27 protein-coding genes are annotated in these 25,314 nt (G+C 71.4%); 13 read left to right on the forward strand and 14 right to left on the reverse strand.

Translation table 11 applies throughout. The features are described from left to right. Together ITP53_RS37725 and ITP53_RS37730 are read right to left on the reverse strand one after the other, a co-directional pair. Positions 1 to 867: glycerate kinase (locus ITP53_RS37725; protein ID WP_195900254.1), on the reverse strand; the 867-nt coding region annotated here is incomplete at its 3' end. Positions 868 to 991: 124 nt separating this feature from the next. Next, on the reverse strand, positions 992 to 1,831 hold the full coding sequence (locus ITP53_RS37730) for a deoxyribonuclease IV (RefSeq protein ID WP_195900255.1): 840 nt from the start codon (positions 1,829 to 1,831) through the stop codon (positions 992 to 994). A gap of 146 nt (positions 1,832 to 1,977) precedes the next feature. Between ITP53_RS37730 and ITP53_RS37735 the strand changes: the two genes are divergently transcribed. The 7 genes from ITP53_RS37735 (at position 1,978) to ITP53_RS37765 (ending at position 7,477) form a co-directional block, all read left to right on the forward strand. After that, positions 1,978 to 2,922, forward strand: coding sequence for an NADP-dependent oxidoreductase (locus ITP53_RS37735; RefSeq protein ID WP_195900256.1), 945 nt, complete (start codon positions 1,978 to 1,980; stop codon positions 2,920 to 2,922). Positions 2,923 to 3,065: 143 nt separating this feature from the next. Next, positions 3,066 to 3,584, forward strand: coding sequence for a 2-oxo-4-hydroxy-4-carboxy-5-ureidoimidazoline decarboxylase (gene uraD, locus ITP53_RS37740; RefSeq protein WP_195900257.1), 519 nt, complete (start codon positions 3,066 to 3,068; stop codon positions 3,582 to 3,584). Further along, the gene (gene uraH, locus ITP53_RS37745; protein ID WP_195900258.1) at positions 3,581 to 3,880 is read left to right on the forward strand and encodes a hydroxyisourate hydrolase; all 300 of its coding nucleotides are present in this window, start codon (positions 3,581 to 3,583) and stop codon (positions 3,878 to 3,880) included. The genes uraD and uraH overlap by 4 nt, the downstream gene beginning before the upstream one ends. Beyond that, entirely contained in the window at positions 3,881 to 4,741 is an 861-nt protein-coding gene (gene pucL / locus ITP53_RS37750; RefSeq protein WP_195900259.1) for a factor-independent urate hydroxylase, read from the forward strand. Positions 4,742 to 4,746: 5 nt separating this feature from the next. Continuing rightward, positions 4,747 to 5,607: an FAD binding domain-containing protein gene (locus tag ITP53_RS37755; protein WP_195900260.1), complete on the forward strand. Its 861-nt coding sequence runs from the start codon at positions 4,747 to 4,749 to the stop codon at positions 5,605 to 5,607. Continuing rightward, the gene (locus tag ITP53_RS37760; RefSeq protein ID WP_195900261.1) at positions 5,607 to 6,080 is read left to right on the forward strand and encodes a (2Fe-2S)-binding protein; all 474 of its coding nucleotides are present in this window, start codon (positions 5,607 to 5,609) and stop codon (positions 6,078 to 6,080) included. Before ITP53_RS37755 ends, ITP53_RS37760 begins: the two co-directional genes overlap by 1 nt. After that, complete coding sequence (locus ITP53_RS37765; RefSeq protein ID WP_328817061.1) at positions 6,077 to 7,477, forward strand: 8-oxoguanine deaminase; 1,401 nt, start codon at positions 6,077 to 6,079, stop codon at positions 7,475 to 7,477. Before ITP53_RS37760 ends, ITP53_RS37765 begins: the two co-directional genes overlap by 4 nt. Here the strand turns inward: ITP53_RS37765 and ITP53_RS37770 are convergent. Continuing rightward, the gene (locus ITP53_RS37770; RefSeq protein ID WP_195900262.1) at positions 7,446 to 7,985 is read right to left on the reverse strand and encodes a GNAT family N-acetyltransferase; all 540 of its coding nucleotides are present in this window, start codon (positions 7,983 to 7,985) and stop codon (positions 7,446 to 7,448) included. The genes ITP53_RS37765 and ITP53_RS37770 overlap by 32 nt on opposite strands. Before the next feature lie 76 nt (positions 7,986 to 8,061). Here ITP53_RS37770 and ITP53_RS37775 point away from each other — a divergent pair, with 76 nt between their 5' ends. After that, a complete protein-coding gene (locus tag ITP53_RS37775; protein ID WP_195900263.1) occupies positions 8,062 to 8,271 on the forward strand; it encodes an EF-hand domain-containing protein in 210 nt (69 codons plus the stop codon). Positions 8,272 to 8,648: 377 nt separating this feature from the next. Here ITP53_RS37775 and ITP53_RS37780 read toward each other — a convergent pair whose 3' ends face one another. The 5 genes from ITP53_RS37780 to ITP53_RS37800 form a co-directional block, all read right to left on the reverse strand. Next, complete coding sequence (locus ITP53_RS37780) at positions 8,649 to 10,139, reverse strand: sodium:solute symporter family transporter (RefSeq protein ID WP_195900264.1); 1,491 nt, start codon at positions 10,137 to 10,139, stop codon at positions 8,649 to 8,651. After that, entirely contained in the window at positions 10,136 to 10,450 is a 315-nt protein-coding gene (locus tag ITP53_RS37785; protein ID WP_195900265.1) for a hypothetical protein, read from the reverse strand. Before ITP53_RS37785 ends, ITP53_RS37780 begins: the two co-directional genes overlap by 4 nt. After that, positions 10,447 to 11,187, reverse strand: coding sequence for a LytR/AlgR family response regulator transcription factor (locus ITP53_RS37790; protein ID WP_195900266.1), 741 nt, complete (start codon positions 11,185 to 11,187; stop codon positions 10,447 to 10,449). Before ITP53_RS37790 ends, ITP53_RS37785 begins: the two co-directional genes overlap by 4 nt. Positions 11,188 to 11,253: 66 nt before the next feature. Further along, positions 11,254 to 12,411, reverse strand: a complete 1,158-nt coding sequence (locus ITP53_RS37795) for a sensor histidine kinase (RefSeq protein ID WP_195900267.1) — start codon at positions 12,409 to 12,411, stop codon at positions 11,254 to 11,256. A gap of 79 nt (positions 12,412 to 12,490) precedes the next feature. Further along, on the reverse strand, positions 12,491 to 13,087 hold the full coding sequence (locus tag ITP53_RS37800) for a molybdopterin-dependent oxidoreductase (RefSeq protein WP_328817064.1): 597 nt from the start codon (positions 13,085 to 13,087) through the stop codon (positions 12,491 to 12,493). Between the two features lie 283 nt (positions 13,088 to 13,370). On the opposite strand from ITP53_RS37800, the gene aroF reads away from it, so the two are divergent. Then, entirely contained in the window at positions 13,371 to 14,393 is a 1,023-nt protein-coding gene (gene aroF, locus ITP53_RS37805; protein WP_195900269.1) for a 3-deoxy-7-phosphoheptulonate synthase, read from the forward strand. A gap of 36 nt (positions 14,394 to 14,429) precedes the next feature. Here the strand turns inward: aroF and thiI are convergent, their stop codons facing one another. Beyond that, positions 14,430 to 15,626 carry a tRNA uracil 4-sulfurtransferase ThiI gene (thiI, locus tag ITP53_RS37810; protein WP_195900270.1) on the reverse strand — a complete coding sequence of 399 codons (1,197 nt, stop codon included), beginning with the start codon at positions 15,624 to 15,626 and terminating at the stop codon, positions 14,430 to 14,432. A gap of 252 nt (positions 15,627 to 15,878) precedes the next feature. Between thiI and ITP53_RS37815 the strand changes: the two genes are divergently transcribed. After that, positions 15,879 to 16,823, forward strand: coding sequence for an MHYT domain-containing protein (locus ITP53_RS37815; protein ID WP_195900271.1), 945 nt, complete (start codon positions 15,879 to 15,881; stop codon positions 16,821 to 16,823). A gap of 61 nt (positions 16,824 to 16,884) precedes the next feature. Then, complete coding sequence (locus tag ITP53_RS37820; RefSeq protein WP_195900272.1) at positions 16,885 to 17,715, forward strand: MHYT domain-containing protein; 831 nt, start codon at positions 16,885 to 16,887, stop codon at positions 17,713 to 17,715. Positions 17,716 to 17,841: 126 nt separating this feature from the next. Here the strand turns inward: ITP53_RS37820 and ITP53_RS37825 are convergent, their stop codons facing one another. Continuing rightward, positions 17,842 to 18,867, reverse strand: a complete 1,026-nt coding sequence (locus tag ITP53_RS37825) for a 6-phosphofructokinase (protein ID WP_195900273.1) — start codon at positions 18,865 to 18,867, stop codon at positions 17,842 to 17,844. Positions 18,868 to 19,123: 256 nt separating this feature from the next. Here ITP53_RS37825 and ITP53_RS37830 point away from each other — a divergent pair, with 256 nt between their 5' ends. Then, the gene (locus ITP53_RS37830; protein ID WP_195900274.1) at positions 19,124 to 19,831 is read left to right on the forward strand and encodes a Clp protease N-terminal domain-containing protein; all 708 of its coding nucleotides are present in this window, start codon (positions 19,124 to 19,126) and stop codon (positions 19,829 to 19,831) included. 36 nt (positions 19,832 to 19,867) lie between these two features. Here the strand turns inward: ITP53_RS37830 and ITP53_RS37835 are convergent, their stop codons facing one another. The 3 genes from ITP53_RS37835 to ITP53_RS56355 form a co-directional block, all read right to left on the reverse strand. Next, positions 19,868 to 20,770, reverse strand: a complete 903-nt coding sequence (locus ITP53_RS37835; RefSeq protein WP_195900275.1) for a lactonase family protein — start codon at positions 20,768 to 20,770, stop codon at positions 19,868 to 19,870. Positions 20,771 to 20,902: 132 nt separating this feature from the next. Beyond that, the gene (locus ITP53_RS37840) at positions 20,903 to 23,113 is read right to left on the reverse strand and encodes an MMPL family transporter (protein ID WP_195900276.1); all 2,211 of its coding nucleotides are present in this window, start codon (positions 23,111 to 23,113) and stop codon (positions 20,903 to 20,905) included. Next, entirely contained in the window at positions 23,110 to 23,334 is a 225-nt protein-coding gene (locus ITP53_RS56355; RefSeq protein ID WP_207757013.1) for a Rossmann-fold NAD(P)-binding domain-containing protein, read from the reverse strand. The genes ITP53_RS37840 and ITP53_RS56355 overlap by 4 nt, the downstream gene beginning before the upstream one ends. A gap of 90 nt (positions 23,335 to 23,424) precedes the next feature. Between ITP53_RS56355 and ITP53_RS37850 the strand changes: the two genes are divergently transcribed. Then, entirely contained in the window at positions 23,425 to 24,018 is a 594-nt protein-coding gene (locus ITP53_RS37850) for a TetR/AcrR family transcriptional regulator (protein WP_236051588.1), read from the forward strand. 174 nt (positions 24,019 to 24,192) lie between these two features. Here the strand turns inward: ITP53_RS37850 and ITP53_RS37855 are convergent, their stop codons facing one another. Then, entirely contained in the window at positions 24,193 to 25,215 is a 1,023-nt protein-coding gene (locus ITP53_RS37855) for an alkaline phosphatase PhoX (RefSeq protein WP_195900278.1), read from the reverse strand. Positions 25,216 to 25,314: the final 99 nt, after the last annotated feature.

Raw genomic sequence — 25,314 nt, forward strand, 5'->3', positions numbered from 1 at the left:
GGTGTCATCATGCTCGTGTTCATGGTCGCGCCCGCTTCGCTCCTCGTTGGCTCGTTCCTCGCTCTCTCGTCGCGAGCTCCTGCGCTCGTGTTCATGGTCGCGCCCGCTTCGCTCCTCGTTGGCTCGTTCCTCGCTCTCTCGTCGCGAGCTCCTGCGCTCGGCCGCCCCCACCAGCCCATGGGTGGCCGTCGCCACGGCCGCCAGCCGAGCCAAGGCCGCTTCCAGGGCCTTGACATCCTCCGGAGTGGCGCCCTTCTGCGGCCCGTAGACGGCGGCGGCGCCGTGGGGCCCGAGGAGCGGATTGTCCACGTCACTCGCCACCACGAACTCAACGCCGGAAATATCAACAAAACCCGACATGTCAATGCGGGCCAGCCCGCTCAGCGCGGCGCCACCCCGGGGCAGGTCATTCCCGTCGGCGTCCAGCAACCGCGCCCCGAGAGCCTGGACCATCCCCGCCCCCCCGTCCGTGCAGGCGCTCCCGCCCAGGCCGAGCACCACCCGCTTGGCTCCCCTGCGCACGGCGTCGGCGATCAGCTCGCCCGTGCCGTAGCTGGTAGCGGTCAGCGGCTCGAGCCCGCCGGGCAGCCGGCGCAGCCCGGACGCCTCCGAGAGCTCCACGACGGCCGTCTCATCGGCATGCCACGCGTACGAGGCCGGGATCCGCTCCCCGGTGGGCCCGGTGACATCGATCGTGGTCCGGCTGAAACCACCGGCCACGGCGGCGTCGACGGTGCCGTCACCCCCGTCGGCGACGGGCAGCTCCACGGTCGGCACGCCGAGCCCCGCCGACACCCGGGCCGCCACCTCGGCCGCCGTCAGCGACCCCTTGAACTTGTCAGGAGCTACCAGAACATGATGAACCACTACGAACTCCCACACGATGGTGAACAATGGCCGGACACGCCTTCCTGCCCGGTGCGAGCGGGCGGGAAGGCGTGACTCATCATCCTGACATCGCGGTGCGACCGGAACCCCGGCGGGAGCGGTGTCAGCCGTCGCGGAGCTTCTTCAACAGGGTGATGTCCTCGGCGTGCTTGGGCGCCTTGCCCGGCGTCTCGATGCAGATGGGGACGCCCGCCACCGCCGGGTGCCGCATGAGCTCGGCGAACGGCTGCGCGCCGATGTGACCCGCCCCGATGTTCTCGTGTCTGTCCTTCTTGGCGCCGCACACGTCCTTCGAGTCGTTGGCGTGGATCAGCTTGAGCCGCCCGGGAGCGATCTCGTGCAGCGCGTCGAACGTCCGCGCCACCCCGCCGGCGGCGGCGAGGTCGTGGCCGGCGGCGAAGGCGTGGCAGGTGTCGAGGCAGACGCCGGCCCGTGGATGCCAGTCCAGCGCCGCCAGATAGGGCTCCAGGTCCTGGACGGTGGCGCACAACATGGCCCCCTGGCCCGCCATGGGCTCAAGCAGCAGGTCGGGCCCGCCGTCGGGGATCTCGTCCAGCAGCGGCAGCAGGTTGTCGCGGAGCTGGCGCAGCGCGTCCTCGCGGGGCTGCGTCACGGCGGAGCCGGTGTGCACCACGACGCCCTTGGCGCCCGTCGCCACACCGCGCCGCAGCGTGTGGCGGACGATCGCGATGGAGTTGGCCAGGGTCTCGGGGCTGGGCGAGCCGAAGTTGACGAGGTAGGGGACGTGGATGAACGTGTCGACGCCCGACTCGGCCAGCAGGGCGTCCTGGTCGGGCCTGCCTTCGGTGAGCGCCCAGCCGCGTGGGTTGGTGACGAACACCTGGATCATCTCGGCGCCGATCTCGGACATGTACTTCAGGCCGCCCGTCGCCAGGCCGCCCGTCACGGACACGTGTCCGCCGATCAGGGATGTTGGGGTCATGATGGCCACAAGTTTAGGCGCGGCGACCGACACAACGGCGGCGGTCACCGTCCCCCTGCACAAAGCTTCCTCCAAGTGGCCGCTGACCTGGGCCCGCACGGGGAACGACCACCTCGTCACAGGCGGATCAGACGGGGGACAAGTCCATGCGTGCCATCGCCATCTCCGGCTTCGGAGCCGAACCTCAGCTCATCGAGATGCCCGACCCCGAGCCGCACCCAGGGGAGCTGCTGGTACGGCTGCGCGCGGCGGCCTACAACCCGGTCGACACGAAGATCGCGAGCGGCGCGATGAGGAACCGGATGTCGCCCAGGTTCCCCTTCGTCATGGGGCAGGACGGGGCCGGGGTCGTGGCGGCCGTGGGCTCCGAGGTGACCGGATTCCGGCCGGGCGACGAGGTGTACGGGCGCTTCACCGACCCCGCCCGCGGGCTGGGCAGCTACGCCGAGTACGGCGTCGTGGCCCAGGACGGCCCGGTGGCGCCGATGCCCAAGGGCATGATCCCGGAGCAGGCCGCCGCCGTCCCCACGGCCACCGTGACCGCGTACGACCTGGTCGAGGCCGCCCGGCTGGACGAGGGGCAGACCGTGCTGATCGCCGGGGCGACGGGCGGCGTGGGGCAGTCGGCGACCCAGCTCGCGGCCCTGCGCGGCGCCCGCGTCATCGCCACCGCCGCGCCCGGCGCCGCGGACCTCATGCGCGACCTGGGCGCGGCCGAGACCGTCGACCACACCAAGGGCTCGATCGCCGACCAGGTGCGGGCCGCCTGCCCGGAGGGGATCGACGCCATCTTCGACCTGGTCACGCCCGCCGCCGCCATCGACCAGATGGCCGCCCTGCTGCGGCCGGGCGGCGTGATCTGCAGCACCATCCACGCCGTCGACCCCGGCGCCCTGGCCGCGCGCGAGCTCCGCGGCGTGAACGTCGTCAACCAGGTCACCGGCCAGGTCCTCGCCCACCTGGCGGACCTGATCGACAGCGGCGAGCTGCGCGTGCGGATCGAGGCGCAGGTGCCGCTGGAGGAGGCCCCGGCCAGGCTCCGCGAGCTGGCCACCGGGAGCGCCCACGGCAAGACCGTGCTCACGATGTGACGTCCGGCGGGAGCGGACGGAAGGTTCGGGGACCGGTGGCCGGGCGGCTTGGAGCATGACACGAAAAATCGGGTCCATCCGGCCCGGTAGTTCGGAGTTCTCGCGGATGGACCGGGCACGAACGGCATGTGTGTACTTCTGACATGCCCGACACGCTCACCGCGCTGGCCGCCTTCAACGCCAGGCCCCCGGCCGCCGCCGAGGAGGAGTTGCTCGCCTGCTGCGCCTCCCGCGCCTTCGCCGCGAAGGTGGCGGCCCTGCGGCCGTACCACGACTTCGACCGGCTGGCCGGCGCCGCCGCGGCGGCCGTACGGGAGCTGGACTGGCCCGACGTGCTGGAGGCGCTGCGCGCGCACCCCAGGATCGGCGAACGGGCCGGCGGGAGCGGCCGTGAGGCGTCGTGGTCACGCCAGGAGCAGGCGGGGGTCCAGGACGGGGACGAGGACAGGACGCGCGCGGCGCTGGCCGAAGGGAACCGGGCGTACGAGGCCAGGTTCGGGCACGTCTACCTGGTCTGCGCCACCGGCCTGACCGGCGCCGAACTGCTCGCCAGGCTGCGCGAGCGGCTGGGCAACGACGAGGAGAGCGAGCGCGACGTCGTACGCGGGGAGCTGGCCGCCATCACGCGGATCAGGCTCGGGAAACTCCTGGGGCGGTCATGAGCTTCTCGACGCACGTGCTGGACGCGGTCACCGGTTCACCCGCCTCCGGCGTCCACGTCCGGCTCGAACACGAGGGCCGGGTCGTCGCCGAGGGGCGCACCGACGGCGACGGCCGCATCAAGGGCTGGAACCCCGGCGCCGGGGTCCACCGCGTCGTCTTCGACACCGGGGCGTACCTGCGGGAGACGTTCTATCCCGAGGTCGTGGTCACCTTCACCGTGACCGACCCCGAGCGGCACTATCACGTGCCGCTGCTGCTCAGCCCGTACGCCTACTCCACCTACAGAGGGAGCTAGATGTCCGTCAAGCTCGGGCCCAACCGCTACGGCAAGTCGGAGACCAGGCTCGTCCGCGTCGTCAGGGACGGTCCCGTCCACCACATCAAGGACCTCAACGTCAGCACCTCGCTCTCCGGCGACATGGAGGCGGCGCACCTGACCGGCGACAACGCCGGCGTCCTGCCGACCGACACCCAGAAGAACACCGCGTACGCGTTCGCGAAGCGCCACGGCGTCGGCCAGATCGAGGAGTTCGCGCTCCTGCTGGCCAGGCACTTCGTCACGACCCAGCCGTCGATCCACCACGCCAGGGTGGAGATCGGCGAGTACGCGTGGAGCCGCGGCGGCCCGCACTCGTTCGTCCGCGACGGCGGCGAGGTGCGCACGTGCGTCGTCCACCACGACAGGGACGGCCGGACCACGGTGCTGTCCGGGCTGACGGACCTGGTCGTCCTGAACACGACGGGCTCGGAGTTCCACGGCTATGTCGTGGACGAGTACACCACCCTCCCGCCCACGACCGACCGGGTCCTCGCCACCGCCGTCACCGCCCGATGGCGGCACACCGGCGAGTCCGAGTCGTACGGCAAGTCGTACGAGGAGGTCAGGCGATGCCTGCTGGAGGCGTTCGCCGGCACCCACAGCCGCTCGCTCCAGCAGACCCTGTACGCCATGGGCGAGCACGCGCTGACCACCTGTCCCGAGATCTGCGAGGTCAGGCTGTCCATGCCGAACAAGCACCACTTCCTCGTCGACCTCTCACCGTTCGGCCTGGACAACGACAACGAGGTCTACCACGCGGCCGACCGGCCGTACGGCCTGATCGAGGGCAGCGTGCTGCGCGAGGATGCGCCTGACGCCGGATTCGCCTGGGAGTAGCTGAGATGGACTTCTTGCGGCCCACGACGTGGGCGGAGGCGCTGGCCGTCAAGGCGGACCAGCCGGAGGCGGTGCCCATCCAGGGCGGGACCGACGTGATGGTGGAGATCAACTTCGACGTGCGCAGGCCGGTGGCGCTGCTCGACCTCAACCGGGTGGCCGAGCTGCGGGAATGGGGACCGGCCGACGGTTACTGCCGGGTCGGGGCGGGGGTGCCGTACACGACGGTCGTCGAGGAGCTGGGCGGGCCGCTGCCGGGGCTCGCGCAGGCGTCGCGTACGGTCGGCTCGCCGCAGATCCGCAACCGCGGCTCCGTCGGCGGGAACCTGGGCGCGGCCTCGCCCGCGGGCGACAGCCATCCGCCGCTGCTGGCGGCAGGGGCGTTGGTCGAGGTGGAGTCGCGCGACCGCGGCGTGCGGCTGATCCCGGCCGACGAGTTCTACGTGGGCGTCAAGCGCAGCGCGCTGGAGCCGGACGAGCTGATCAGGGCCGTGCGGGTGAAGCCCGCGACCGGGCCTCAGTACTTCTCCAAGGTGGGCACGCGCAACGCCATGGTGATCGCGGTGTGCTCGTTCGCCATCGCGCTGCACCCTGACGAACGCCGGGTCGGGACGGGCATCGGGTCGGCCGCGCCCACCCCGCGCCGGGCCCTGGACGCGGAGAAGCTGCTCGCCGCCGAGCTCGACTGGGACGCGCCGCTCGACCCCGGACTGCTCGCCCGCTTCGGCGAGCTCTGCGCGGCCGCCGCCGCGCCCATCGACGACGTGCGCGGCACCGCCGGCTACCGCGTGCACGCCATCGGCGTGCTGGCCCGCCGCACGCTCGGCTGGGCCTGGAACGACCACCTGGGAAGGAGGGCCGCCTGATGCGCGTCACGTTCACCGTCAACGGCCGCGAGGAGAGCGCCGCGAACGTCTGGGAGGGCGAAAGCCTCCTGTACGTCCTGCGCGAGCGGATCGGCCTGCCCGGCTCCAAGAACGCCTGCGAGCAGGGCGAGTGCGGCTCGTGCACGGTCTACCTGGACGGCGTCCCGGTCTGCTCGTGCCTGGTCGCGGCGGGGCAGGCGGAGGGGCGGGAGGTGCGTACCGTCGAAGGGCTGGCCGACGGTGACCGGCTCGATCCGGTACAGGAGGCGTTCGTGGAGTGCGGGGCCGTGCAGTGCGGGTTCTGCACGCCGGGGCTCGTGGTGCAGGCGCACGACCTGATCGCGCGCGTGCCGCGGCCGTCGGACGCCGAGATCCGGGAGGCGCTGGCGGGGAACCTGTGCCGGTGCACGGGGTACGAGAAGATCCTCGACGCGGTGCGGCTGGCGGCGGCTCGCCGGGCGGGTGCCGAGTGAGCGGCCCCGCGCAGGATGTGCTGATCGAGAACGTCTTCGTCGCGCCCGTCGCCGGCCCGGAGATCGAGTCCGGATATATCAGGATCGCGGGGGATCGTATCGTGGCGCTCGGCGCCGGGCCCGCGCCTGACGTGCCGGGCGCCGTACGGATCGACGGCGAGGGCTGCCTGGCCACCCCCGGCCTGGTCAACACCCACCACCACCTCTACCAGTGGGCCTCCCAGGGGCTCGCGCAGGACGCGACGCTGTTCGAGTGGCTGGTCGCGCTCTATGACGTCTGGGCCGCCATGGACGCCGAGGTGGTCAAGGGCGCCGCCACGGCGGGGCTGGGCTGGCTGGCGCTGTCGGGCTGCACCACCTCCAGCGACCATCACTACATCTTCCCCAAGGGCAGGGGCGATCTGTTCGCGGCCGGGATCGAGGCCGCGCGTGAGGTGGGCGTACGGTTCCATCCGGCGCGCGGCTCCATGGACCGGGGGCGCTCCCATGGCGGGCTGCCGCCGGACGCCGTGGTGGAGGAGCTCGACGACATCCTGGCCGCCACCGAGGAGGCGGTGGACGCCTACCACGACCCGTCGTTCTCCTCGATGTCGCGGGTGGTCGTCGCGCCGTGCTCGCCGTTCTCGGCCAGCGCCGAGCTGATGACCGAGTCCGCCGCCCTGGCCAGGGCCAAGGGCGTACGACTGCACACGCACATCGCCGAGACCCTGGACGAGGACGAGCACTGCGTGGCGCAGTTCGGGCTGCGGCCGGTGGACTACATGGAGAAGCTGGGCTGGCTGGGTCCTGACGTGTGGTTCGCGCACGCCGTGCACCTGAGCGACTCCGACATCGGCAAGCTCGCCGCCTCCGGCACCGGCACCGCGCACTGCCCCTCCTCCAACGGGCGGCTCGGCGCCGGCATCGCCCGCGTGTCCGAGATGCTGCGCCAGGGCGCGAACGTGGGGCTCGGCGTGGACGGCAGCGCCTCCTCCGAGCTGACCCCGCTCGCCGGGGAGATGCGGCAGACCCTGCTGTTCCAGCGCGCCAGGTACGGCCCTGGCGCTCTCACCGCCCGGCAGGCCCTGGAGCTCGCCACCCTCGGCGGGGCCCGCAACCTCGGCCGCGAGAACGAGCTCGGCTCCCTCGAACCCGGCAAGCTCGCCGACATCGCCCTCTGGAGGGTCGGCGGGCCGTTCGCCTCCGCGATCGCCGACCCGGTCTGCGCCCTGGTATTCGGGCCTCCGCCGCCGCTGGCCAGGGTGCTGGTCGGCGGCCGGAGCGTGGTCGAGGACGGCGAGCTGAAGACCGTCTCCCATGACGCCGCCGGCCGCGCGGGGGCCGAGGCCGCCCGCCGGTTGGCCCGGCTGGCGCGGGAGAAGGGTTTCACCGCCCCGAAGGAGGTCGGCCAGGGGTGAGCGCCAGCTCGTAGCGGCTCACGAGCGTGCGCGGCCCACCGGACTCACGCCCGCCGGGCGGGCCACCGGCCGTCGCGTCCCCCCGGTGGGCGAATCCGGCGGACTCGTAGTGGTCGCGGAGCCGCCGGTTCGAGGCCACGCAGTCCAGCCTGAGCGACGAGCGGCCCGCGCCGCGCGTGACATCGGCCGCCCAGGCCAGCACGTGAGCGCCCAGCCCGGCCGCCCACCGGCGGACGGCCATCCTGTGCACGTAGCCGGCCGTCCCGTCCTCGTCCCAGAGCGGGTCCGACCAGTCGAGCGTGACGGTGGCGGCGGCCTCGCCCCCGACCTCGACCAGCCACGTCTCGCCTCTGGCGATCGCCGGCGCGATCCAGTCCGCCTCGAACCGCGGCGGCCACTGGCGTACGCTCCTGGCGGCGAGCCACGCGGCGCTCTCGTCCAGCACGGCCAGGACCTCGTCCTCCTGGCCGCTCGCCACCCGCCGGTAAACCGGCCGCTCCATCGTCATGGGTCCATGATGGCAATGGGACGGCCGGGACTAGGGTGTGTGAAATATCAGGTAATACGTACCGAAAGGCGACCCCGTGGCGGAACTCTCAGGCGAGCGGCTGGCGCAGCTCAAGAGCACCTTCGCGTCGATCGACACCGACGGCGACGGCTACATCAGCGAGACCGAGCTGAAGAGGCACTTCCCCGGCCTGCCCGCCGAGGCGCTCGGGGCGCTGAGCCAGGAGGCCGACTCCGACCAGGACGGCCGCTACTCGTTCGAGGAGTTCGTCCGTACGGTGTCGTAGCCGTCGCGCCGGTCCCGCCGGCGAACCCGAACAAAGCGCCGATCAAGCCAGGAACCGTGATAGGGGCGCCTGCTCGCCCGATCCGACCGCCCCCGGTGGCCGGATCGCCGGCCAGGCTGCTCGGCCTCGGCAGGCGCCCCATCACGAACTCGGCTTGGCGGGCCCCACCCCCGGTCCGGGCCCGACAGCCGTGGTGACCTGCATGGTCACCGGTGAAGCCGGCGCATCAGGCGTGTCATGAGCCCCCCGGCTCGTCCTCCCGATGCGCCGGGTGGCTTTCCGATGCCGAAACACTACGGTTGCGATCTTGTGGGCGAAACCCCGTTAAAGGACAGCTCGTCGAACGGTCTGTAGTCATCGCCATACGGAGAGTGGCATTACGACGAGTGGTCGCTGGGAAGCGATGAACGGTAGGTTCGGGGGCCCGCGAGATGCTCGGGCACGTGCATCCTGGCCATCATGCGCCCCACCCCGCGCGGCACCCGACCCGGCGTGACCAGGGATATCACTATCATCGCGGCGAAGGCAGCCGGCACCGCGACCGGCGCGGGGTGGGAGAAGAGCACCCCCAGCTTCACGCCCGCCTGCTCGCAGGCCACGAGCACGGCCGTCACGCCCCCTCCCAGCGCGAACCCGGCCGCCACCGCCACGTCCGTCAGCCGCCACCACCAGATCCCGAGCACCAGCAGCGGGCAGAACGTGGCCGCCGAGAGGCTGAAGCCGAGCAGCACGAGCGCCACGGACGTCCCGGGCCCGGTGAGCGCGGTCAGGCCGATCGCGGCCAGCAGGACCGCTCCCACGGCCGTGCGGAACGAGCTCACCGCGGCCCGCGACACGCACCCCGACACCGCTCCCCCGACCGCCGCCAGCACCCCGCCCGTCGTGGCCAGGCAGGCGGCGAACGCCCCCGCCGCCAGCACGCCGGTGAGCACCTCCCCCGCGGTCCCGGGAAGCAGCCTGGCGGGCAGCAGCAACACGATCTCGTCCACGGCGGCGCCGGGAACGTGTACGCGCCCCAGGAGCCCGTACAGCGGCGGCACGACGCAGAACACGGCGAGCATGGCCTGCGTCGCCACCATGGACCGCCTGGCCCCCCGCCCGTCCCCGTGGGTGTAGACGCGGACGATCACGTGCGGCAGCCCCATGGTGCCCAGCGCGCACGCCACCAGCACGGTCACCACCCCGGGCAGCGACGAGTCGCCCGCGCCCGCCAGCCCGGCGTCCCCGGTCCGGTACGCCGCCTCGAGCACGGCGATCGGCCGCGCCCCCGACACCCACCAGCAGACCAGCCCGGCCCCGAGGAAGACGGCGAGCTTCAGCCAGAACTGCGCGGCCTGCGCGCTCGTCACGCTGCCCAGCCTGCCCGCGAACGCCACGACCAGCGCCGCCGCCGCGACGGCCGCCCAGCCCAGCCACGGCGGCAGCCCGGTCAGCAGCCGCACCACGACCCCGGCCGCGTGCAACTGCGCGACGAGCAGCGCCAGCCCGATGACGAGCACGAAGAACACGGTGAAGCGGCCCAGCCTGGCCGATCGCAGCCGCCACTCGGCGAAGTCCGGCAACGTGTACGCGCCGGAGCGGCGCAACGGCGCGACGACGAGCGCGAGCACGACGACGAATCCGGCCGCGGCGCCCGCCGGATACCACAGCATCGGCCCGCCACGGGTGGCGATGAACCCGGCCGTGCCCAGGCAGGCCGCGGCCGAGGTGAACTCCGACGTGATCGCGGCGCCGTTCCACCACGGCGGGACCGCCCGGTCCGCCACGGAGCGGCCGGACAGGCCGCCGGCCCCGCGCGGGCGCGCGGCGGCCACGATGACACAGAGAACGAGCGCGAAGGCGATCCCGGTCAGCACCGCGACGGTCATCTCTCCAGCCGCTCCGCCCGCCTCAGCTGCAGCACGGCCAGCGCCACCCAGGCTCCCTGCGCGCCCAGCGGCAACGCCACCCAGACGCCGGGCTCCGGCACCCACTGGGCGATCACCGGGAGACCCACCAGCAGCCCCGCGACCGCGCCCACGGTCACCAGCGCCTGCCGTAACTGCCGCGCGACGATCAACGCCACGAACGCCGCCACCTCCGGGGGAACGCCGTCCCCCGGATCGCGGCGGCCGCGCGCGACCACCCGCGGCCGCCCGCCTTCCCCGCTCCGGCAGGCGAACGCCGGCGGCTCCGTCACGAGATCACTCCCCTGTGCTGGCGGACGAGCTGCTCGCGCACCTGCCTGCTGTGCCGCCGGCTGACCTGGAGCGTCTCGGTGCCGACCGTGAGCGTCACCCGCCCGCCCTCGAACCTGAGCTCGCTGACGTGCCGGGCCGAGACCAGCGTGCTGCGGTGGATGCGAATGAACCCGGCCTCCGACCAGCGCCGCTCCAGCGCGGCCAGCGACATGCGCACGAGGTAGCTGCCGTCCACGGTGTGCAGGCGCACGTAGTCGCCCTTGGCCTCGGCGAACCAGACGGCCTGCTGCGGCACGAACCGGGTGCGCCCGCCCAGCTCGACCGGGATCACGTCGTCGTGCCCCGGCTCGGCGGCCGGCGAGGCGGCGGCCTCCAGCCTGCGCACGGCCTCCGACAGCCGCTCGGCCCTGACCGGCTTGAGCAGGTAGTCGACGGCCTCCAGGTCGAACGCCTGCACCGCGCACTCCTCGTGTGCCGTGACGAACACCAGCCGCGGCGGGCTGGGGAAGCCGCCGACGAGCCGGGCGAGGTCGAGCCCGTCGAGGCCGGGCATGCGGATGTCAAGGAACACCCCGTCGAGCCGCTCGCCCCCGCCGATCATCTGCACCATGTCCTGCAGCGCCGTGACGCCGTCGGCCGCGGTCGCGACGTGTTCGATGCGGTCGTCCTGGCGCAGCAGATAGGCGAGCTCCTCCAGAGCAGGCACCTCATCGTCGACGGCCAGAACTCTCAGCATGCTGCCCACGCTGCCGCATGACGGCAAAGGTCACAAGCGACACGCCAGCATAGAGTAATGAAATGACTACAATGAGGTAAATTGAGTTTTGGGCACCCGCAGCCGCACCTTCGTGCCCGCGCCGAGTGCCGTCTCGACCACGAGGCCGTAGCCGTCGCCGTAGATCTGGCGCAGGCGCAGGTCCACGTTCGCCAGGCCGATGCCGCTGCCCTCACGGGCGGGGTCGTCGTCGAGCATGCGCCTGGCGCACTCGGGGTCCATCCCGGCACCGTCGTCCTCGACCGAGATGTGCGCCTCGGGTCCCGCGTCACGCACCACGACCCGTACCTCGCCGGTGCCGCCGCGACCGCGCATGCCGTGCTTGATGGCGTTCTCGACCAGCGGCTGCAGGCACAGGAACGGCACCGGCACGGGCAGCACCTCGGGCGCGACCTGCATGCTGAAGCGCAGCTTGTCGCCGAAGCGCGCGCGTTCGAGCAGCAGGTAGCGGTCCACGCAGGTGAGCTCGTCGGCCAGGGTGGTGAAGTCGTGGGCCCGGCGCAGCGCGTACCTGGAGAAGTCGGCGAAGTCGAGGAGGAGCTCGCGGGCGCGCTTGGGGTTCGTACGGACGAACGAGGCGATGGTCGTCAGCGCGTTGTAGACGAAGTGCGGCGAGATCTGGGCCCGCAGCGCCCGCAACTCGGCCTCCAGCGCGCGCCGCCGCGAGGCGTCCAGGTCGGCCAGCTCCAGTTGTCCGGACACCCACCGGGCGACCTCGGTGACGGTGCGCACGAGCGCGGCGCTGACCTCGTCGTCGAAGGCCGCGAGCGTCCCGACGACCGTGCCGTCCACGATGAGCGGCACCACGACCGCCCCGTGCGGATCGCCGGGGAACACCTGCGCCCGCCCGGCGGCCAGCGCGGTGCGGGCGTAGGTGAGCACGTCGTCGGTGCACGGCCCGTCCCAGGCGAGCGCGGCGTCCGTGGAGGTGATCGCGACGGCGTGGGTGCCGAGCAGGGTCCGTAGATGGCGTACGGCCTTGCGGGCGGAGTCGCGGTGCAGCCCCATGCGCAGCGCCGGCGCCGCCAGCGCGGCGAGGTGCAGCGCGGTGTACGTCGCCTCGTCCTTCCTGCGGCACTCCGGCGCCTCACCGCGGCACCCCAGAGTCCGGTCAGGCGTCCGGGCAAGGGCGTAGCCGGCGACGAAGGTCAGGGAGGAGAGCGCCACGCATGCGGTGGTCAGCATGCGGGCAACCGTAGCCAACAACGCGGCGTGTCCGGGGGAAAACGCACAGTGCGCTTCGAGTGACGCTCCGAGGGGCGGTCTAAGGGGGGCCCTCGCCGGGTTCTTCCTGGTAGGAGTAGCGCTGCTCGCGCCAGGGGTCGGCGACGTTGTGGTAGCCGCGCTCCTCCCAGAACCCCCGGCGGTCCTCCAGGAGGTATTCGATGCCGCGCACCCATTTGACGCTCTTCCACGCGTACAGGTGGGGCACCACGATCCGCAGCGGGAAGCCGCGCTCGGGGCTGAGCGGCTTCTCGTCGAGCTCCGTGGCGAACAGGGTGCCGGGCGCCGCGAAGTCGGACATCCTGAGGTTGGCGCTGTAGCCGTACTCGGCCCAGATCATCACGTGGCGCACGCCGGGGTCGGACGGGGCGGCCGCCATGATCGTGGCCGGGGCCACGCCGCCCCACTCGTTGCCCATGATCGAGAACTTGGTGACGCAGTGGAAGTCGGCGAGGCGCGAGGTGCGGGGCAGCTTTTCGAAGTCGCTCCAGGTGAAACGGTGCTCCTCGCCGGAAGCGGTGGCGCCGAACACCCGGAAGTCCCAGCTGTCCGGCTTGAACCGGGGCACTCGGCCGTAGTGGATCACGGGTCGGCCGCGCGGGACGTACTGGCCTGGAGGCAGGCGCGACTCCTCCACGATCACTCCCCTCACCGGTCTCGCGTCTTGGGCCATCCTGCCATCGGCTGCCGCCCGGCTCGCGCGCGGGTGTCGTGCGCTACCATGGCGGTCTATGCGCACCGCGTTCCTGTTTTCGTATGGCGACGGACCCGAGTCCGTTCGCCATCTGACGCTGCGCTAGCAGACAGGCGAACGAAGGCCCCGGGTCCACCAGGACCCGGGGCCTTCTGTGTTTTCCGGGGTTTCCACGCAAGAAGCTTCCACGACAAGAAAGCTTCCACGACAAGAAGGAGAGCGGCAGATGGTGATCGTGATGGGCCCAGAGGCGACGTCCGGCGATCTCGACTCGATCGTCGCGGCCGTCCAGGCGGCCGGGGTCGAGGCTTTCGTCAGCAAGGGCGTCCGGCGCACGATCGTCGGCCTGGTCGGCGACGTGACGCAGCTCGACGCGGCCGTCCTGCGCGGGATGGCGGGTGTGCGCGACGTCATGCGGGTGTCCACTCCGTACAAGCTGGTCAGCAGGGAGAACCATCCGGAACGTTCCACAATCCACGTGGGAGGTGTGCCGATCGGCCCCCGCACCGTGACGCTGATCGCGGGGCCGTGCGCGGTGGAGACGCCCGAGCAGACGCTGGAGGCGGCCAGGATGGCGCAGGCGGCGGGGGCGGCGCTGCTGCGGGGCGGCGCGTTCAAGCCGCGCACCTCGCCGTACGCCTTCCAGGGGCTCGGCGAGAAGGGCCTGCGCATCCTGGCCGACGTGCGCGAGGAGACCGGCCTGCCGATCGCGACGGAGGTCGTGGACGCCCAGGACGTGGAGCTGGTGGCCTCGTACGCCGACATGCTGCAGGTCGGCACCCGCAACATGCAGAACTTCGCGCTGCTGCAGGCCGTCGGCGCGGCGGGGCGGCCGGTGATGCTCAAGCGCGGCATGAACGCCACGATCGAGGAGTGGCTCATGGCCGCCGAGTACATCGCCCAGCGCGGCAACCTCGACATCGTGCTGTGCGAGCGGGACATCAGGACGTTCGAGACGGCCACCCGCAACACGCTCGACGTCTCCGCCGTGCCGGTGGCCCAGCGCCTGTCGCACCTGCCGGTGATCATCGACCCGTCGCACTCGGGCGGCCATCGGGACCTGGTGCTGCCGCTGACCCGCGCGGCCATCGGGGCAGGCGCGGACGGCGTGATCATCGACGTGCACCCGCAGCCGGAGCAGGCGCTCTGCGACGGGCCGCAGGCCCTGATCGACGCCGACCTGGGCGAGCTGGCCCAGGTCATGACGGACTTCCCTGCGCTGCTCGGCAAGTCCGCCGCGACCACCTGACCACGCGCGGCCGCGCCTTTCCAGGCGGCCGTGCCGCTAGAGCGTGTACTCCTGGATCGAGTCGGCGAGCTGGACGCACAGCTCCTCGGCGTCCAGCCGCTTCTCGATCTGCTTCAGGTCCTCGATCTTGGCCCGGGTCTCGGCCCGCTTGGGCGCCAGCAGCGAGCAGCAGTCCTCGTCGGGCAGCTCCGAGATCTCCAGCGTACCGAGGCGCCGCGCCTCGGCCATGATCTCGGTCTTGTCCCAGCCCACCAGCGGCCGCAGAATCGGCAGCTCCACCGCATTGTCCTGGGCGGTGATGTTGGTGAGGGTCTGCGAGGAGACCTGCCCGAGCGCGTCGCCGGTGATCAGCGCGGCGGCGCGGATGCGGTGGGCGACCTCCTCGGCCGTCTTGAGCATGAGCCGCCGCTGGGCGATCACCGCGAGCCGGTCCTGGCCGGCGTTGCGGATCGACTGCTGCGCCTTGCCGAACGGCACCACCCAGAGGCGCGAGCCGCCCTGGAACCTGTCGAGCCTCCTGACCAGCGCGTACGCCTTGTAGATCGACTCCGACGTGGTGTACGGGATGCCGGAGAAGTGCAGGAAGTCGACGTGCAGCCCACGCCGCATCATGCGGTACGCCGCCACCGGGGAGTCGATGCCGCCCGACATGAGCACCAGTGCCCGGCCGCTGCTGCCGACAGGCAGGCCGCCCTGGCCGGGGATGCCCCCGGTGAAGATGAACGCCTCGTCCCTGTCGACCTCGATGAACACGGTCAGCTCGGGGTTCTTCAGATCGACGGGCAGGTTGTACTCGTCGTTGATCGCGCCGCCGACGAGCCGGTCGAGCTCGTTGGAGCGCAGCGGGAAGCGCTTGTCGCGGCGGCGCGAGCGGACCGCGAAGCGGGCGCCGCGCTTGGCCTCCTCGGTCTCGCCGACCAGCTCCAGGCCGGCCTTGAGCACGGCGTCCGGGTCCTTGGCGACCCGCCAGGCCCGGTGGATCCAGACCAGTCCCGGCACGTCGGCGACCCGCTCGGCCACGGCGTCGGCCTGCTCGGCGGTGGCGCCCTGGGGCAGGAAGATCGCGATGACTCCGTGCCGCCTGCGCACGTCGACCTTGGTGCCGACGCTCCGGAGCGCGTCACGGATGTTGCCGATCAGGCGGCGTTCGAACAGCTCGCGGTTCTTGCCCTTGAGGACGATCTCGCCCAGCTTGAGCAGAACGCACGGCTCGCCCAGGGCGGACATCGTCATGGTGGAACCTCCGGGGAAGACGGGGACTGCGCGCGTTGTAATCAACGCCGCGACGCATCGAGTTTAGTCCGCGTGTGGTGAGCGTGGAGTCCTTGCTCACTCGCCTGCCGGAGACACCGCGGTGGCCCCCGATGTCCATGAGGATCTCTCATGTTTCCGACTGACAAGTTTACAGAAAGTTCGGATATTCATGCGTAAGGGACAGCAGCGATGGCACAATCCGGAGAACCCTGAATGCGAGGATCTCGACATATGTCCACCGCTGTTAATCACTTCACCCACGGGCTGCTCACTCCGGTGCTGGCCTACGTGATGTCGTGCATGGGGTCGATGCTCGGGCTGCGGCTCACCGCCCAGGCCCACGCCTCCCGCGGCGCCTCCCGGGCGCGCTGGCTGCTCGGCGGGGCCGTCTCCATCGGTGGTACGGGCATCTGGGTCATGCACTTCATCGCCATGATGGGCTTCGACGTGGAGGGCACCCAGATCAAGTACGACGTGCCGCTCACCGCCGTCTCGGCCGTGGTGGCCATCGTGGTCGTGGGCACCGGCCTCTTCCTCGTCTCCTACGGCGGCGGCCGGGTCCTGGCACTCATCGGCGGCGGCCTGCTGACGGGACTCGGCGTCGCCTCCATGCACTACCTGGGCATGTACGCCATGAAGATGTCGGCCCACGTCTCCTACGACCGCGTCATCGTGGCGATCTCCGTGGCCATCGCCGTGGTGGCGGCGACGGTCGCGCTGTGGTTCACGCTGCGGGTCAGGAAGCCCATCTGGATCACCGCCGCCGCCCTCGTCATGGGCCTGGCCGTGGCCGGCATGCACTACACCGGCATGTACGCGATGCACGTCTCGGTCGACCCCGAGCCCGGCATGGTCGAAGGTGCCGACGCGCTCGACTTCCTCGTGCCCCTCATGACCGTGATCAGCCTGATCACCCTGACCATGCTCCTCATGGTGATCCTTTCACCGTCGGAGGAGGAACTGCATGAGGACGCGGAACTGGTGGCCAAGCTCGAACTGCGCCGGCGTACCGCCCAGCAGCAGGTCGCCTATCCCGCACAGATGCCGCAACCGTCGGCGCCGCTGGCCGCGCCGGCGCCACTGGCCGCGCCCATCCCTCCCGCACCCGCTCCTTCTGCGCCCACTCCTTCTGGGCCGATGCCGCGCAGGCAACCGACACGGGCGCGCAGAAGGTAGTTGCGCGGGCGGCCACGCCCTGCTCATACTCCCTTATCACTGAGTAAGGGATGGATGAGGCATGTCGCCGATCGACCACTTCTCCTTCGGGCTCCTGACCCCGATCATCGCCTATGTCATGTCCAGCGTGGGTTCCATGCTCGGTCTCATGCTGGCCTCGCGGGCCCGGCTGTCGGCCGGGCGGGAGAGCAGGTGGTGGCTGGTCGGCGCCGCGATCGCGATCGGCGGGACAGGCATCTGGACGATGCACTTCATCGCCATGCTGGGCTTCTCGGTGCCCGGCTCGATGATCCGCTACGACGTGCCGCTCACCGTGGCCTCCGCGCTCATCGCGATCGTCGTCGTGGGGATGGGTCTGTTCCTCGCGGACCGGGCCACGAAGCGGCCGGCGTACCTGCTCGGCGGTGGCGTGCTGACCGGGTGCGGCGTGGCGATCATGCACTACCTCGGCATGGCGGCCATGAACATCTCCGGTCACCTCTCCTACGACCCCGTGATCGTCACGATCTCCGTCCTGATCGCGGTGGCGGCGGCGACGGTGTCGCTCTGGTTCACGCTGCGGGTCAGCGGCGCGCTCAAGATCGGCGGTGCGGCGCTGGTCATGGGCGTGGCGGTCTCGGGCATGCACTACACGGGGATGTACGCGATCTCGGCGCAGGCGCACTCCGCGATGGCGGCCCTGCCCGGCGCCAAGGGCATCGACTTCCTACTGCCGCTCATCGTCGGCATCAGCGTCGTCACCGTCGGGCTGCTGCTCGCCCTCATCCTGTCGCCGTCGGAGAAGGAGCTGCGCCGTGAGGCGGAGTTCAGGGAGCGGCTGCACGGGCGCGACGAGGGCGTGCCGGAGGAGATGGACCTCTTCGGCACGCCCCGCGATCGAACTATGTCGTAGGTACGGCTTGCGGCGCGTGGTGGGCCGCCGACTCGCTTGCGACGCAAGCCGTACCCTGGAGGGGGTTGTAGCGGTAAACCCCGCTGGGTCAGAAGCTACGCCCGCCCGCTTGCAAGCCGCTTTCAGTCAGCCGAAGAACACCTCGGCCTCGGAGTAACGCGACACCGGTACGGTCTTCAGCTCGGCCGTGGCCTCGTCGAGCCCGACGCGGATGATGTCGGTGCCGCGCAGCGCGACCATCTTGCCGTAGTCGCCCTCGTGGGCCGCGTCGATCGCCTGCAGCCCGAACCTGGTGGCCAGCACCCGGTCGTAGGCGGTCGGGGTGCCGCCGCGCTGGATGTGGCCGAGCACCGTGGTGCGGGCCTCCTTGCCGGTGCGCTTCTCGATCTCCTTGGCCAGCACCTCGCCGATGCCGCCGAGCCGCACGTGACCGAACGCGTCGAGCTCACCCACCTGCAGCTCCATCTGACCCTCGATCGGGTGGGCGCCCTCGGCGACCACGATGATCGGCGAGTAACGGGTGCGGAAGCGCGACTCGACGTATTCACAGACCCGGTCGATGTCGAACGGCTTCTCCGGGATGAGGATCACGTTGGCGCCGCCCGCCAGGCCCGCGTGCAGCGCGATCCAGCCGGCGTGGCGGCCCATGACCTCACAGATGAGCGCCCGGTGGTGGGACTCGGCGGTGGTGTGGAGGCGGTCGATGGCCTCCATGGCGATGTTGACGGCCGTGTCGAAGCCGAAGGTGTAGTCAGTGCCCGACAGGTCGTTGTCGATGGTCTTGGGCACGCCCACGACGTTGACGTCGCGGTCGTAGAGCTGCTTGGCGACGCCGAGGGTGTCCTCGCCGCCGATGGCGATCAGCGCGTCAACTCCGGTGGCCGCCAGATGCTCCTTGATCCGGTCGACCCCACCCTCGATCTTGATCGGGTTGGTACGGGAGGAGCCCAGAAGGGTGCCGCCGCGTGGCAGGATGCCGCGTACGGACTGGATGTCGAGCGGCATCGTGTCGCCTTCGAGGGGACCGCGCCAGCCGTCGCGGAAGCCGACGAACTCGTGGCCGTAAACGCTCACCCCCTTACGCACGACTGCCCTGATCACGGCGTTGAGACCGGGGCAGTCGCCGCCTCCGGTGAGCACTCCAATACGCATGGCGGGTTCCTCCCGATGGGGTTCACGAACCGGACCTCGTTATTCAGACTCGCATTGTGCCCGCCCCCGTGGGCAGTGGTCTAGACCAAACACCGGGTGTCTGCCGACTAAACACCGATTACGCGGAGATTTCCTGAGTGGATCCGAACAACAAGGGTTGCTGCTCTCGTAGTGACCCAAAACGGGCAAATCATGCCTGATAGGAAGTCGTCAACCTTGGGTTGACGATCGACTGTCGTCAACTTATGGTTGACGCATGGAAGGAAACGTTCGTCTCGACGACCTCATCAACGTGATCACAAGCCGCCACCCCGACGGCGATCCTCTCGGCCGGCTCTCCGACGCCGTCGCGCTGGGCGAGCACATGGGCGAGGTGGCCGACCACCTGATCGGCCACTTCGTCGACCAGGCCAGGCGCTCGGGCGCGTCGTGGACCGAGATCGGGCGCAGCATGGGCGTCACCAAGCAGGCCGCGCAGAAGCGCTTCGTGCCCAAGGAAGGCACCGCCGACGACCTGCGCGTCTACGCCCGCTACGACGACGCCGCCCGCCGCGCCGTCGTGGGGGCGCAGGCCGCGGCGCGCGCGGCCGGCCACGGGGGCATCGAGGTCGGCCACCTGGTGCTCGCCCTGCTGGGCGTGCACGACGCGCCGGCGGCCAGGACGATGGTGGCGCTCGGGGCCGCGCCCGACCGGGTCAGGGACGCCGTCACGGCCGTGCTCGGGCCCGGCGGCGGGGTGGCGCTGGAGGCCATCCCGTTCGCCGCGCAGAGCAAGAAGGCGCTGGAGCTGACGCTGCGCGAGTCGCTGCGGCTGGGGCACGAGCACGTGGGCACCGAGCACCTCCTGCTCGGCGTCCTGTCGCTGGAGGAGGACCCGGTGGCGCGGGCCCTGGCGGGGCTCGGCGTGACCAAGCAGGCCGCCGAGCCCGAGATCCTGCGCCAACTCGCCGAAGAGCGGTCCTGACGCACCCAGGCCGGTCCTCCGGCGATACCGGCGGCCTCACATGATCAGCACGCAGGCCGGGCTTTCGACCTCGTACGTCTCACCGGGCGGTTCCGGGACGCCGTCCTTCAGGATGAAGACGGTCACGGAGCCGGACTCCTGGTTGGCGACGTACATGCGGTCGCCGTCGACGGCGAAGTGCCTGGGCCAGTCGCCGCCGGTCGGGACCTCGGCCACCGGCGACAGGTCCGCGGCGCTCAGCACCATGATCGTGTTGGGGCCGCGGTTGGCCACGTAGACCAGGTCACCGGCGAGCTCCAGGTGAGAGGGGCTCGTCGGGGTCTCGCCGCGGGTGGCGGGGGCCACCGTGCGCCGCTCGCCGTCGATGAGGGTGACGGTGCCGTCGAGTTCGCCGGCGACGTACAGGCGGGATCCGGAGAAGGCGAAGTGGCGCGGACCCGTGCCCGGGGCCATCCTGATCGGCTCCAGCGGCGTGCCGTCGTGGTCGTAACGGCGGATCTCGTCCGTGCCGAGGTCGGAGACGTGCAGCACGTCGTCGTGGAAGACCGACTGGTGGGCGTGCGGCCCCTCCTGGCGCTCGGGGTGCGGCCCCGAGCCCGCGTGGCGCAGCACGATCGGCTCGCCCTCGAAGGCGCCGCGGGCGTCGAGCCGGAACAGGGCGGCCGTGCCGTCGCCGTAGTTGGCCACCGCCAGCAGGGCGCCCGTGGGGTCCACGGCGACGTGGCAGGGGCTGTCGCCCTCGCTCGGCCGCTCGTCCAGGGGCGCCAGGTCCTCTCCCGCCTGGAAGGCGGACACCCGGCCGGGTTCGAGCTCGCTCACCGCGTACAGCACCGGCAGCGAGGGGTGCGCGGCCAGGAACGACGGCGCCGCCACTCTGGTGAGCCCGCCGCCGATCGTGACGATGCCGGGTCCGTATCCGCCTATGCGCAAGTGCTTCACAGCGGCGATCCTCTCGTGGTCGACTACGACGATGAATTCGGGTTCCTGAGGTCAGGACCTCCAACAGGTTCTATCCGAAGGCGATCGCCGCACTCCAGGCGGGGATGCCCGACTCGCCGATCACTGGATCGGTCACCGGCCGGGTGCGGTCACGCGACCTGTGCGCTCGCGCGGCCCGCGGCCGCTCGGCCACCAGTTGAGGGGGCCCGCCAGCCGCATCAGGCTGGGCACCAGCACCGCCCTGATCACGGTCGCGTCCACCAGCACTGCCACCGCCATGCCCACGCCCAGCATCTGCACGAACACCACCTGCGCGGTCGCGTACGCGGCGAAGCTGAGGGCCAGGATGCCGCCGGCCGCCGTGATCAGCGGCGCGCCCCGCTGCAGGCCGGTGGCCACGGCCTGCTCGGTGTCGCCCGTCCTGTCGTACTCCTCCTTGATGCGGGAGAGCAGGAACACCTCGTAGTCCATCGACAGGCCGTAGGCCACGCAGAGCATGAGGATCGGGATGCTCGGGTCGAGCGTGCCCGTCGCGGTGAAGCCCAGCAGGCCGGAGAGGTTGCCTTCCTGGAAGATCCACACGATGGCGCCGAACATGACGCCGAGGCTGAGGACGTTCAGCAGGGTCGCCTTGATCGGGATGATCACGCTCCTCGTCATGAGGAACAGCACCGCGAACGTCACGCCCAGCATGAGCGCGAGCACCAGCGGCAGCCGGTCGACGACCGAGGCGCGATAGTCGGACAGCTCCGCCGGGTAGCCGCCGACCAGGACCTCGAACGGGGGCTCCACCGAGCGGACCGCCTCGACCAGGCGTACCGGGTCGTCGGCCAGGGCCGCCGCCGACGGCACCACGGACAGCCACGTGCCCACGCCCTCGAACCTGGCCGGGTCGCCGTCGCCCACCCGCCTGCCGTCCGCGAACGAGCCTGCGGCGGAGTCGACCTGGGCGACGCCGGACAGGCGTGACAGGCCGGCGGCGTACGACGGGACGCCGGCCGTCACCGCGTCCGCCGAGACGAGTTGGATGGCGTCGGTCTCCTCCGCGGGGAAGGACTGGCGGATGACCTCCTGGGTCTGCCGCGAGGCGGCCTCCGCGGGCAGGATGCGGTCGTCGGCGACGCCGAAGCGCAGGCCGAGGAACGGCGAGGCGAGCACCAGCAGCAGCACCGTGGCCAGTCCCCCCGACACCAGCGGCCGGCACATGACCCGGGTCGCGAGACCGTGCCAGAAGCCGTCCTGCCGCTCGGGGCGGTGCCGCTTGGGCAGCATCGTGCCGCCGATCGAGGCGAGCACGGCGGGCAACACGATCAGCGCCGCGAACAGGCCGCCCGCCACCACGGCGATGCCCGCGTACGCGAAGGAGCGCAGGAAGTCGAACGGCAGCGCGAACAGCACGGCCAGCGATGCGGCCACGGTCAGGCCGCTGAACAGCACGGTCCTGCCCGCGTGCTCGACGGCGGCGGCCACCGCGCCCGCCCGGTCCCGGCCCGAGCGCGTCTCCTCGCGGAACCGCTGGATCACGAACAGGCAGTAGTCGATGCCGAGCCCCAGTCCCATGGCCAGCGTCAGGTTCAGGGCGAACGTCGAAATTTCGGCAAATATCAGGACGCCGCTCAGGAGGGCCAGGCCGATCGGCATCGCGAACACCCCGGCCAGGATCGGCACCAGCGCCGCCATCGCGCGCCGCTGGTAGAGCCAGAGCAGCACGAAGGCCAGCGGGAAGATGACCAGTTCGGCCCGTACGAAGTCCTGCCTGGCCAGCGGCACGGTCTCCCTGAAGACCTCCTCCCCTCCCCCGGACCGCACCTGGAGCAGGTCCCCGCCCGCGGTGATCTCGGGCACGAGCCTGGGCAGCACCTCCGCCCGCACGTGGTCGGCGTCACCGGGGATGCGGACGACGACCAGGGCGTGCCTGCCGTCCCCGCTGCGCAGGGTGGCCGGCTTGCCTCGGGTCCAGTACGAGTCCGCCTCGGCGACGCCGTCCGCGCGGCCGATCCGCTCGGTCAGCTCCCTGCCCGCCGCCTCCACGTCCGGGTCGTCCACGGTGCCGCTCCTGGCGGTCACCAGGAAGATCATGTCGGCGCTGCCCGTGCCGAACCGCTCGATCAGCTCGGCCTGCGCCCGGTCGGACTCCGAGCCCGGCGCCTCGAACCTGGACAGGGACAACCGTGACGCCGCCCCCGCCGCAAGCACCCCGGCGACGATCAGCACGACCAGGGACAGGGACAGCACGAGCCGGCGGCGGCGTACCAGGAGGAGACCGAGCCTGCGCAGCGGCGGCCCGTGCGTCGCCGCGTGCGGCGGCCGGCCGGTCGCCTGCGCGGTCGTCCCGGCGCTCATCGGCCGAGCCCCAGGGTGTCGATGGCCGCGGTGACGGCGCCGGCGACCTCCTGGGGGTCGCCGTGCCCCTCCAGCGGCCGGCTGTCACCGGCGGCGGCCTGGCGCAGTCGTTCCGCTCCCGCCCGGACGGTGGCGATCACCCGGTCGCCCCTCCTCGCCGGCGTGAGCGCCGTCAGCAGGCCGAACCCGCTGCCGCACCCCGTGATGAGCACGGTCCTCATGAGATCTCCCCGATCAAAAATCGGTAAACTACTCGTGTTTGGCTTTCCAGAAATACAAGTAAAAGCTCGTATTTGTCAATGAGGAGACCCATGGCTGAACGCACGGTCCGCCGGCAGGCGCGCGGTCTCAAACGCATGGCCGAGATCCTCGACGCCGCCGAGTCGGTGATCGCCGAGGTGGGTTACCCGGACATGACCACGAACCAGGTCGCCGCGCGGGCGGGGATGTCGCCGGGGTCGCTGTACCAGTTCTTCCGCAACAAGGAGGAGATCCTGGACGGGCTGGTCTCCCGCTACACCGACGATCGGCAGGAGTTCTGGGCCGCCCGGCTGGCCGTGGTCACCCCGGACATACCGGTGGAGACGCTGGTGGGGCAGCTCGTGGACGAGAGCGTGAAGTTCAAGACCGAGTCGCCTGCGTACTGGTCGCTGCTGCACGGGACGACCACCGGCGATCGGCTGGCCACCGCGTCACAGCGGCTGCACGAGGACATCGTCCGGCATCTCGCGGCCATGCTCCTGCGCCGGTCCCCCGGGCTGCCCGAGGAGCGGGCGCTGCTGACGGGGACGATGATGCTGGCCCTGGTGAAGGCGGTGATGCCGATGGTCACGACGGCCTCGCCCGAGCGCGGCGCCGAGTTGGTCGCCGAGCTCAAGTCCATGCTGATCCGCTACCTGACCTGACCCGCCACCCGGGCGCCCGATCGGGCGCGTTCGGCTTGTCCGAGCGGTCGGTCGGGCACGTTCGGGCTTGTCCCGGGCGCGCGTTCGGGCGCGCGGTCGGGCACGCGGTCGGGCACGTTCGGACGCGCTGTCGAGCGCGTTCGGGTGGGCGGTCAGGCGCGTTCGGGTGGGCGGTCAGGCGCGGAAGGGGCCGGCGACCTCGAACGTGTGACCTTCGGTGCGGCCACGGCGGGCCGAGAAGTAGAGCCGCTCGCCGCCGGGCGAGAACGCCATCCCCGTCAGCTCCGCCCCGTCGAACCCCTCCAGCCTGAGGAACGGGGTGACCGCCCGGTCGGGCGCGATGACGTCGATCTGCGTCGTCTCCCTGGCGACGTAGAGATCGCCGGAGGGCGCGGCGGTGATGGCGCGCACGCCGCCGCACAGCCGGTCCAGCGTGGAGGTCTGCGCGTCGTACGCCCACAGGCCTGCGTCGCTCTTCGTCGTGAAGTAGCACACCCCGCCCGCGTAGTGGCAGCCGTCGCCACCGTCGAAGTGCCGGGCGTCCTCGACCTGGTGGCGGGCCGCCTTGAAGAGCGCCGCCGGCGCGGGCACGGGCTGCCAGTGCCCGGAGGAGCACAGCACCTCCAGCGTGCCCTCGGTCAGGTCGCCCCAGTCGCCGGGCCTGAACCGGTAGAAGCACCCGTCAGGCTCGTCCTCGGTCATGTAGACGACGTGGCGCTCGGGGTCGCAGGCGGCGGCCTCGTGCTTGAAGCGGCCCATGGACAGGCGGGGCCGGGCGGCGCGGGCGCCGTAGGGGTCGCATTCGAAGACGCGACCGCGGTGACCGAGCTCGCACGACAGCCAGGTGTTCCACGGCGTGGCGCCGCCCGCGCAGTTGAGGTCGGTGCCCGACAGGATGCGGTAGGCGTCGGCGATGCCGCCGTCGGCGTTGAACCGCAGAGCCGCGGCGCCGCCGAGCAGGGGCAGCTCGGAGTTGGACACGTAGATCCAGCCGGTCCCGTCGGGGAAACAGGCGCCGCCGTCGGGGGCCGCGTGCCAGGTCAGCCCCGCCACCTTGTGACCGGAACGGGCCACCACCCTGCCGGTGAACCCGGCGGGCAACGCGAGGCCATCGGCGCCCGGCAGACCGAGCGGACCGTACGGGCTGACGTCGCCCCGCAAGAGCGGGCCCGTGCGGAGGAGAGTCTTGTGGGACATCGTGGGGCCTCCCTCTAGGTGCCACGCTAGTCGACCGCACCGACATGAATGACAGGGACTCGCGACATCAAACTCTCCGCAAACCTCGCGCCCACGCCC

The sequence above is a fragment of the Nonomuraea cypriaca genome (assembly GCF_015645445.1).
Lineage (GTDB): Bacteria > Actinomycetota > Actinomycetes > Streptosporangiales > Streptosporangiaceae > Nonomuraea > Nonomuraea cypriaca.

Bases quoted from the DNA above. Each gene is read 5' to 3' on its own strand.
- ITP53_RS37730 (WP_195900255.1), bottom strand. From the start codon at position 1,831: ATGACCCCAACATCCCTGATCGGCGGACACGTGTCCGTGACGGGCGGC.
- ITP53_RS37735 (WP_195900256.1), top strand. From the start codon at position 1,978: ATGCGTGCCATCGCCATCTCCGGCTTCGGAGCCGAACCTCAGCTCATC.
- uraD (WP_195900257.1), top strand. From the start codon at position 3,066: ATGCCCGACACGCTCACCGCGCTGGCCGCCTTCAACGCCAGGCCCCCG.
- uraH (WP_195900258.1), top strand. From the start codon at position 3,581: ATGAGCTTCTCGACGCACGTGCTGGACGCGGTCACCGGTTCACCCGCC.
- pucL (WP_195900259.1), top strand. From the start codon at position 3,881: ATGTCCGTCAAGCTCGGGCCCAACCGCTACGGCAAGTCGGAGACCAGG.
- ITP53_RS37755 (WP_195900260.1), top strand. From the start codon at position 4,747: ATGGACTTCTTGCGGCCCACGACGTGGGCGGAGGCGCTGGCCGTCAAG.
- ITP53_RS37760 (WP_195900261.1), top strand. From the start codon at position 5,607: ATGCGCGTCACGTTCACCGTCAACGGCCGCGAGGAGAGCGCCGCGAAC.
- ITP53_RS37770 (WP_195900262.1), bottom strand. From the start codon at position 7,985: ATGACGATGGAGCGGCCGGTTTACCGGCGGGTGGCGAGCGGCCAGGAG.
- ITP53_RS37780 (WP_195900264.1), bottom strand. From the start codon at position 10,139: ATGACCGTCGCGGTGCTGACCGGGATCGCCTTCGCGCTCGTTCTCTGT.
- ITP53_RS37790 (WP_195900266.1), bottom strand. From the start codon at position 11,187: ATGCTGAGAGTTCTGGCCGTCGACGATGAGGTGCCTGCTCTGGAGGAG.
- ITP53_RS37795 (WP_195900267.1), bottom strand. From the start codon at position 12,411: ATGCTGACCACCGCATGCGTGGCGCTCTCCTCCCTGACCTTCGTCGCC.
- aroF (WP_195900269.1), top strand. From the start codon at position 13,371: ATGGTGATCGTGATGGGCCCAGAGGCGACGTCCGGCGATCTCGACTCG.
- thiI (WP_195900270.1), bottom strand. From the start codon at position 15,626: ATGACGATGTCCGCCCTGGGCGAGCCGTGCGTTCTGCTCAAGCTGGGC.
- ITP53_RS37815 (WP_195900271.1), top strand. From the start codon at position 15,879: ATGTCCACCGCTGTTAATCACTTCACCCACGGGCTGCTCACTCCGGTG.
- ITP53_RS37820 (WP_195900272.1), top strand. From the start codon at position 16,885: ATGTCGCCGATCGACCACTTCTCCTTCGGGCTCCTGACCCCGATCATC.
- ITP53_RS37825 (WP_195900273.1), bottom strand. From the start codon at position 18,867: ATGCGTATTGGAGTGCTCACCGGAGGCGGCGACTGCCCCGGTCTCAAC.
- ITP53_RS37830 (WP_195900274.1), top strand. From the start codon at position 19,124: ATGGAAGGAAACGTTCGTCTCGACGACCTCATCAACGTGATCACAAGC.
- ITP53_RS37840 (WP_195900276.1), bottom strand. From the start codon at position 23,113: ATGAGCGCCGGGACGACCGCGCAGGCGACCGGCCGGCCGCCGCACGCG.
- ITP53_RS56355 (WP_207757013.1), bottom strand. From the start codon at position 23,334: ATGAGGACCGTGCTCATCACGGGGTGCGGCAGCGGGTTCGGCCTGCTG.
- ITP53_RS37850 (WP_236051588.1), top strand. From the start codon at position 23,425: ATGGCTGAACGCACGGTCCGCCGGCAGGCGCGCGGTCTCAAACGCATG.
- ITP53_RS37855 (WP_195900278.1), bottom strand. From the start codon at position 25,215: ATGTCCCACAAGACTCTCCTCCGCACGGGCCCGCTCTTGCGGGGCGAC.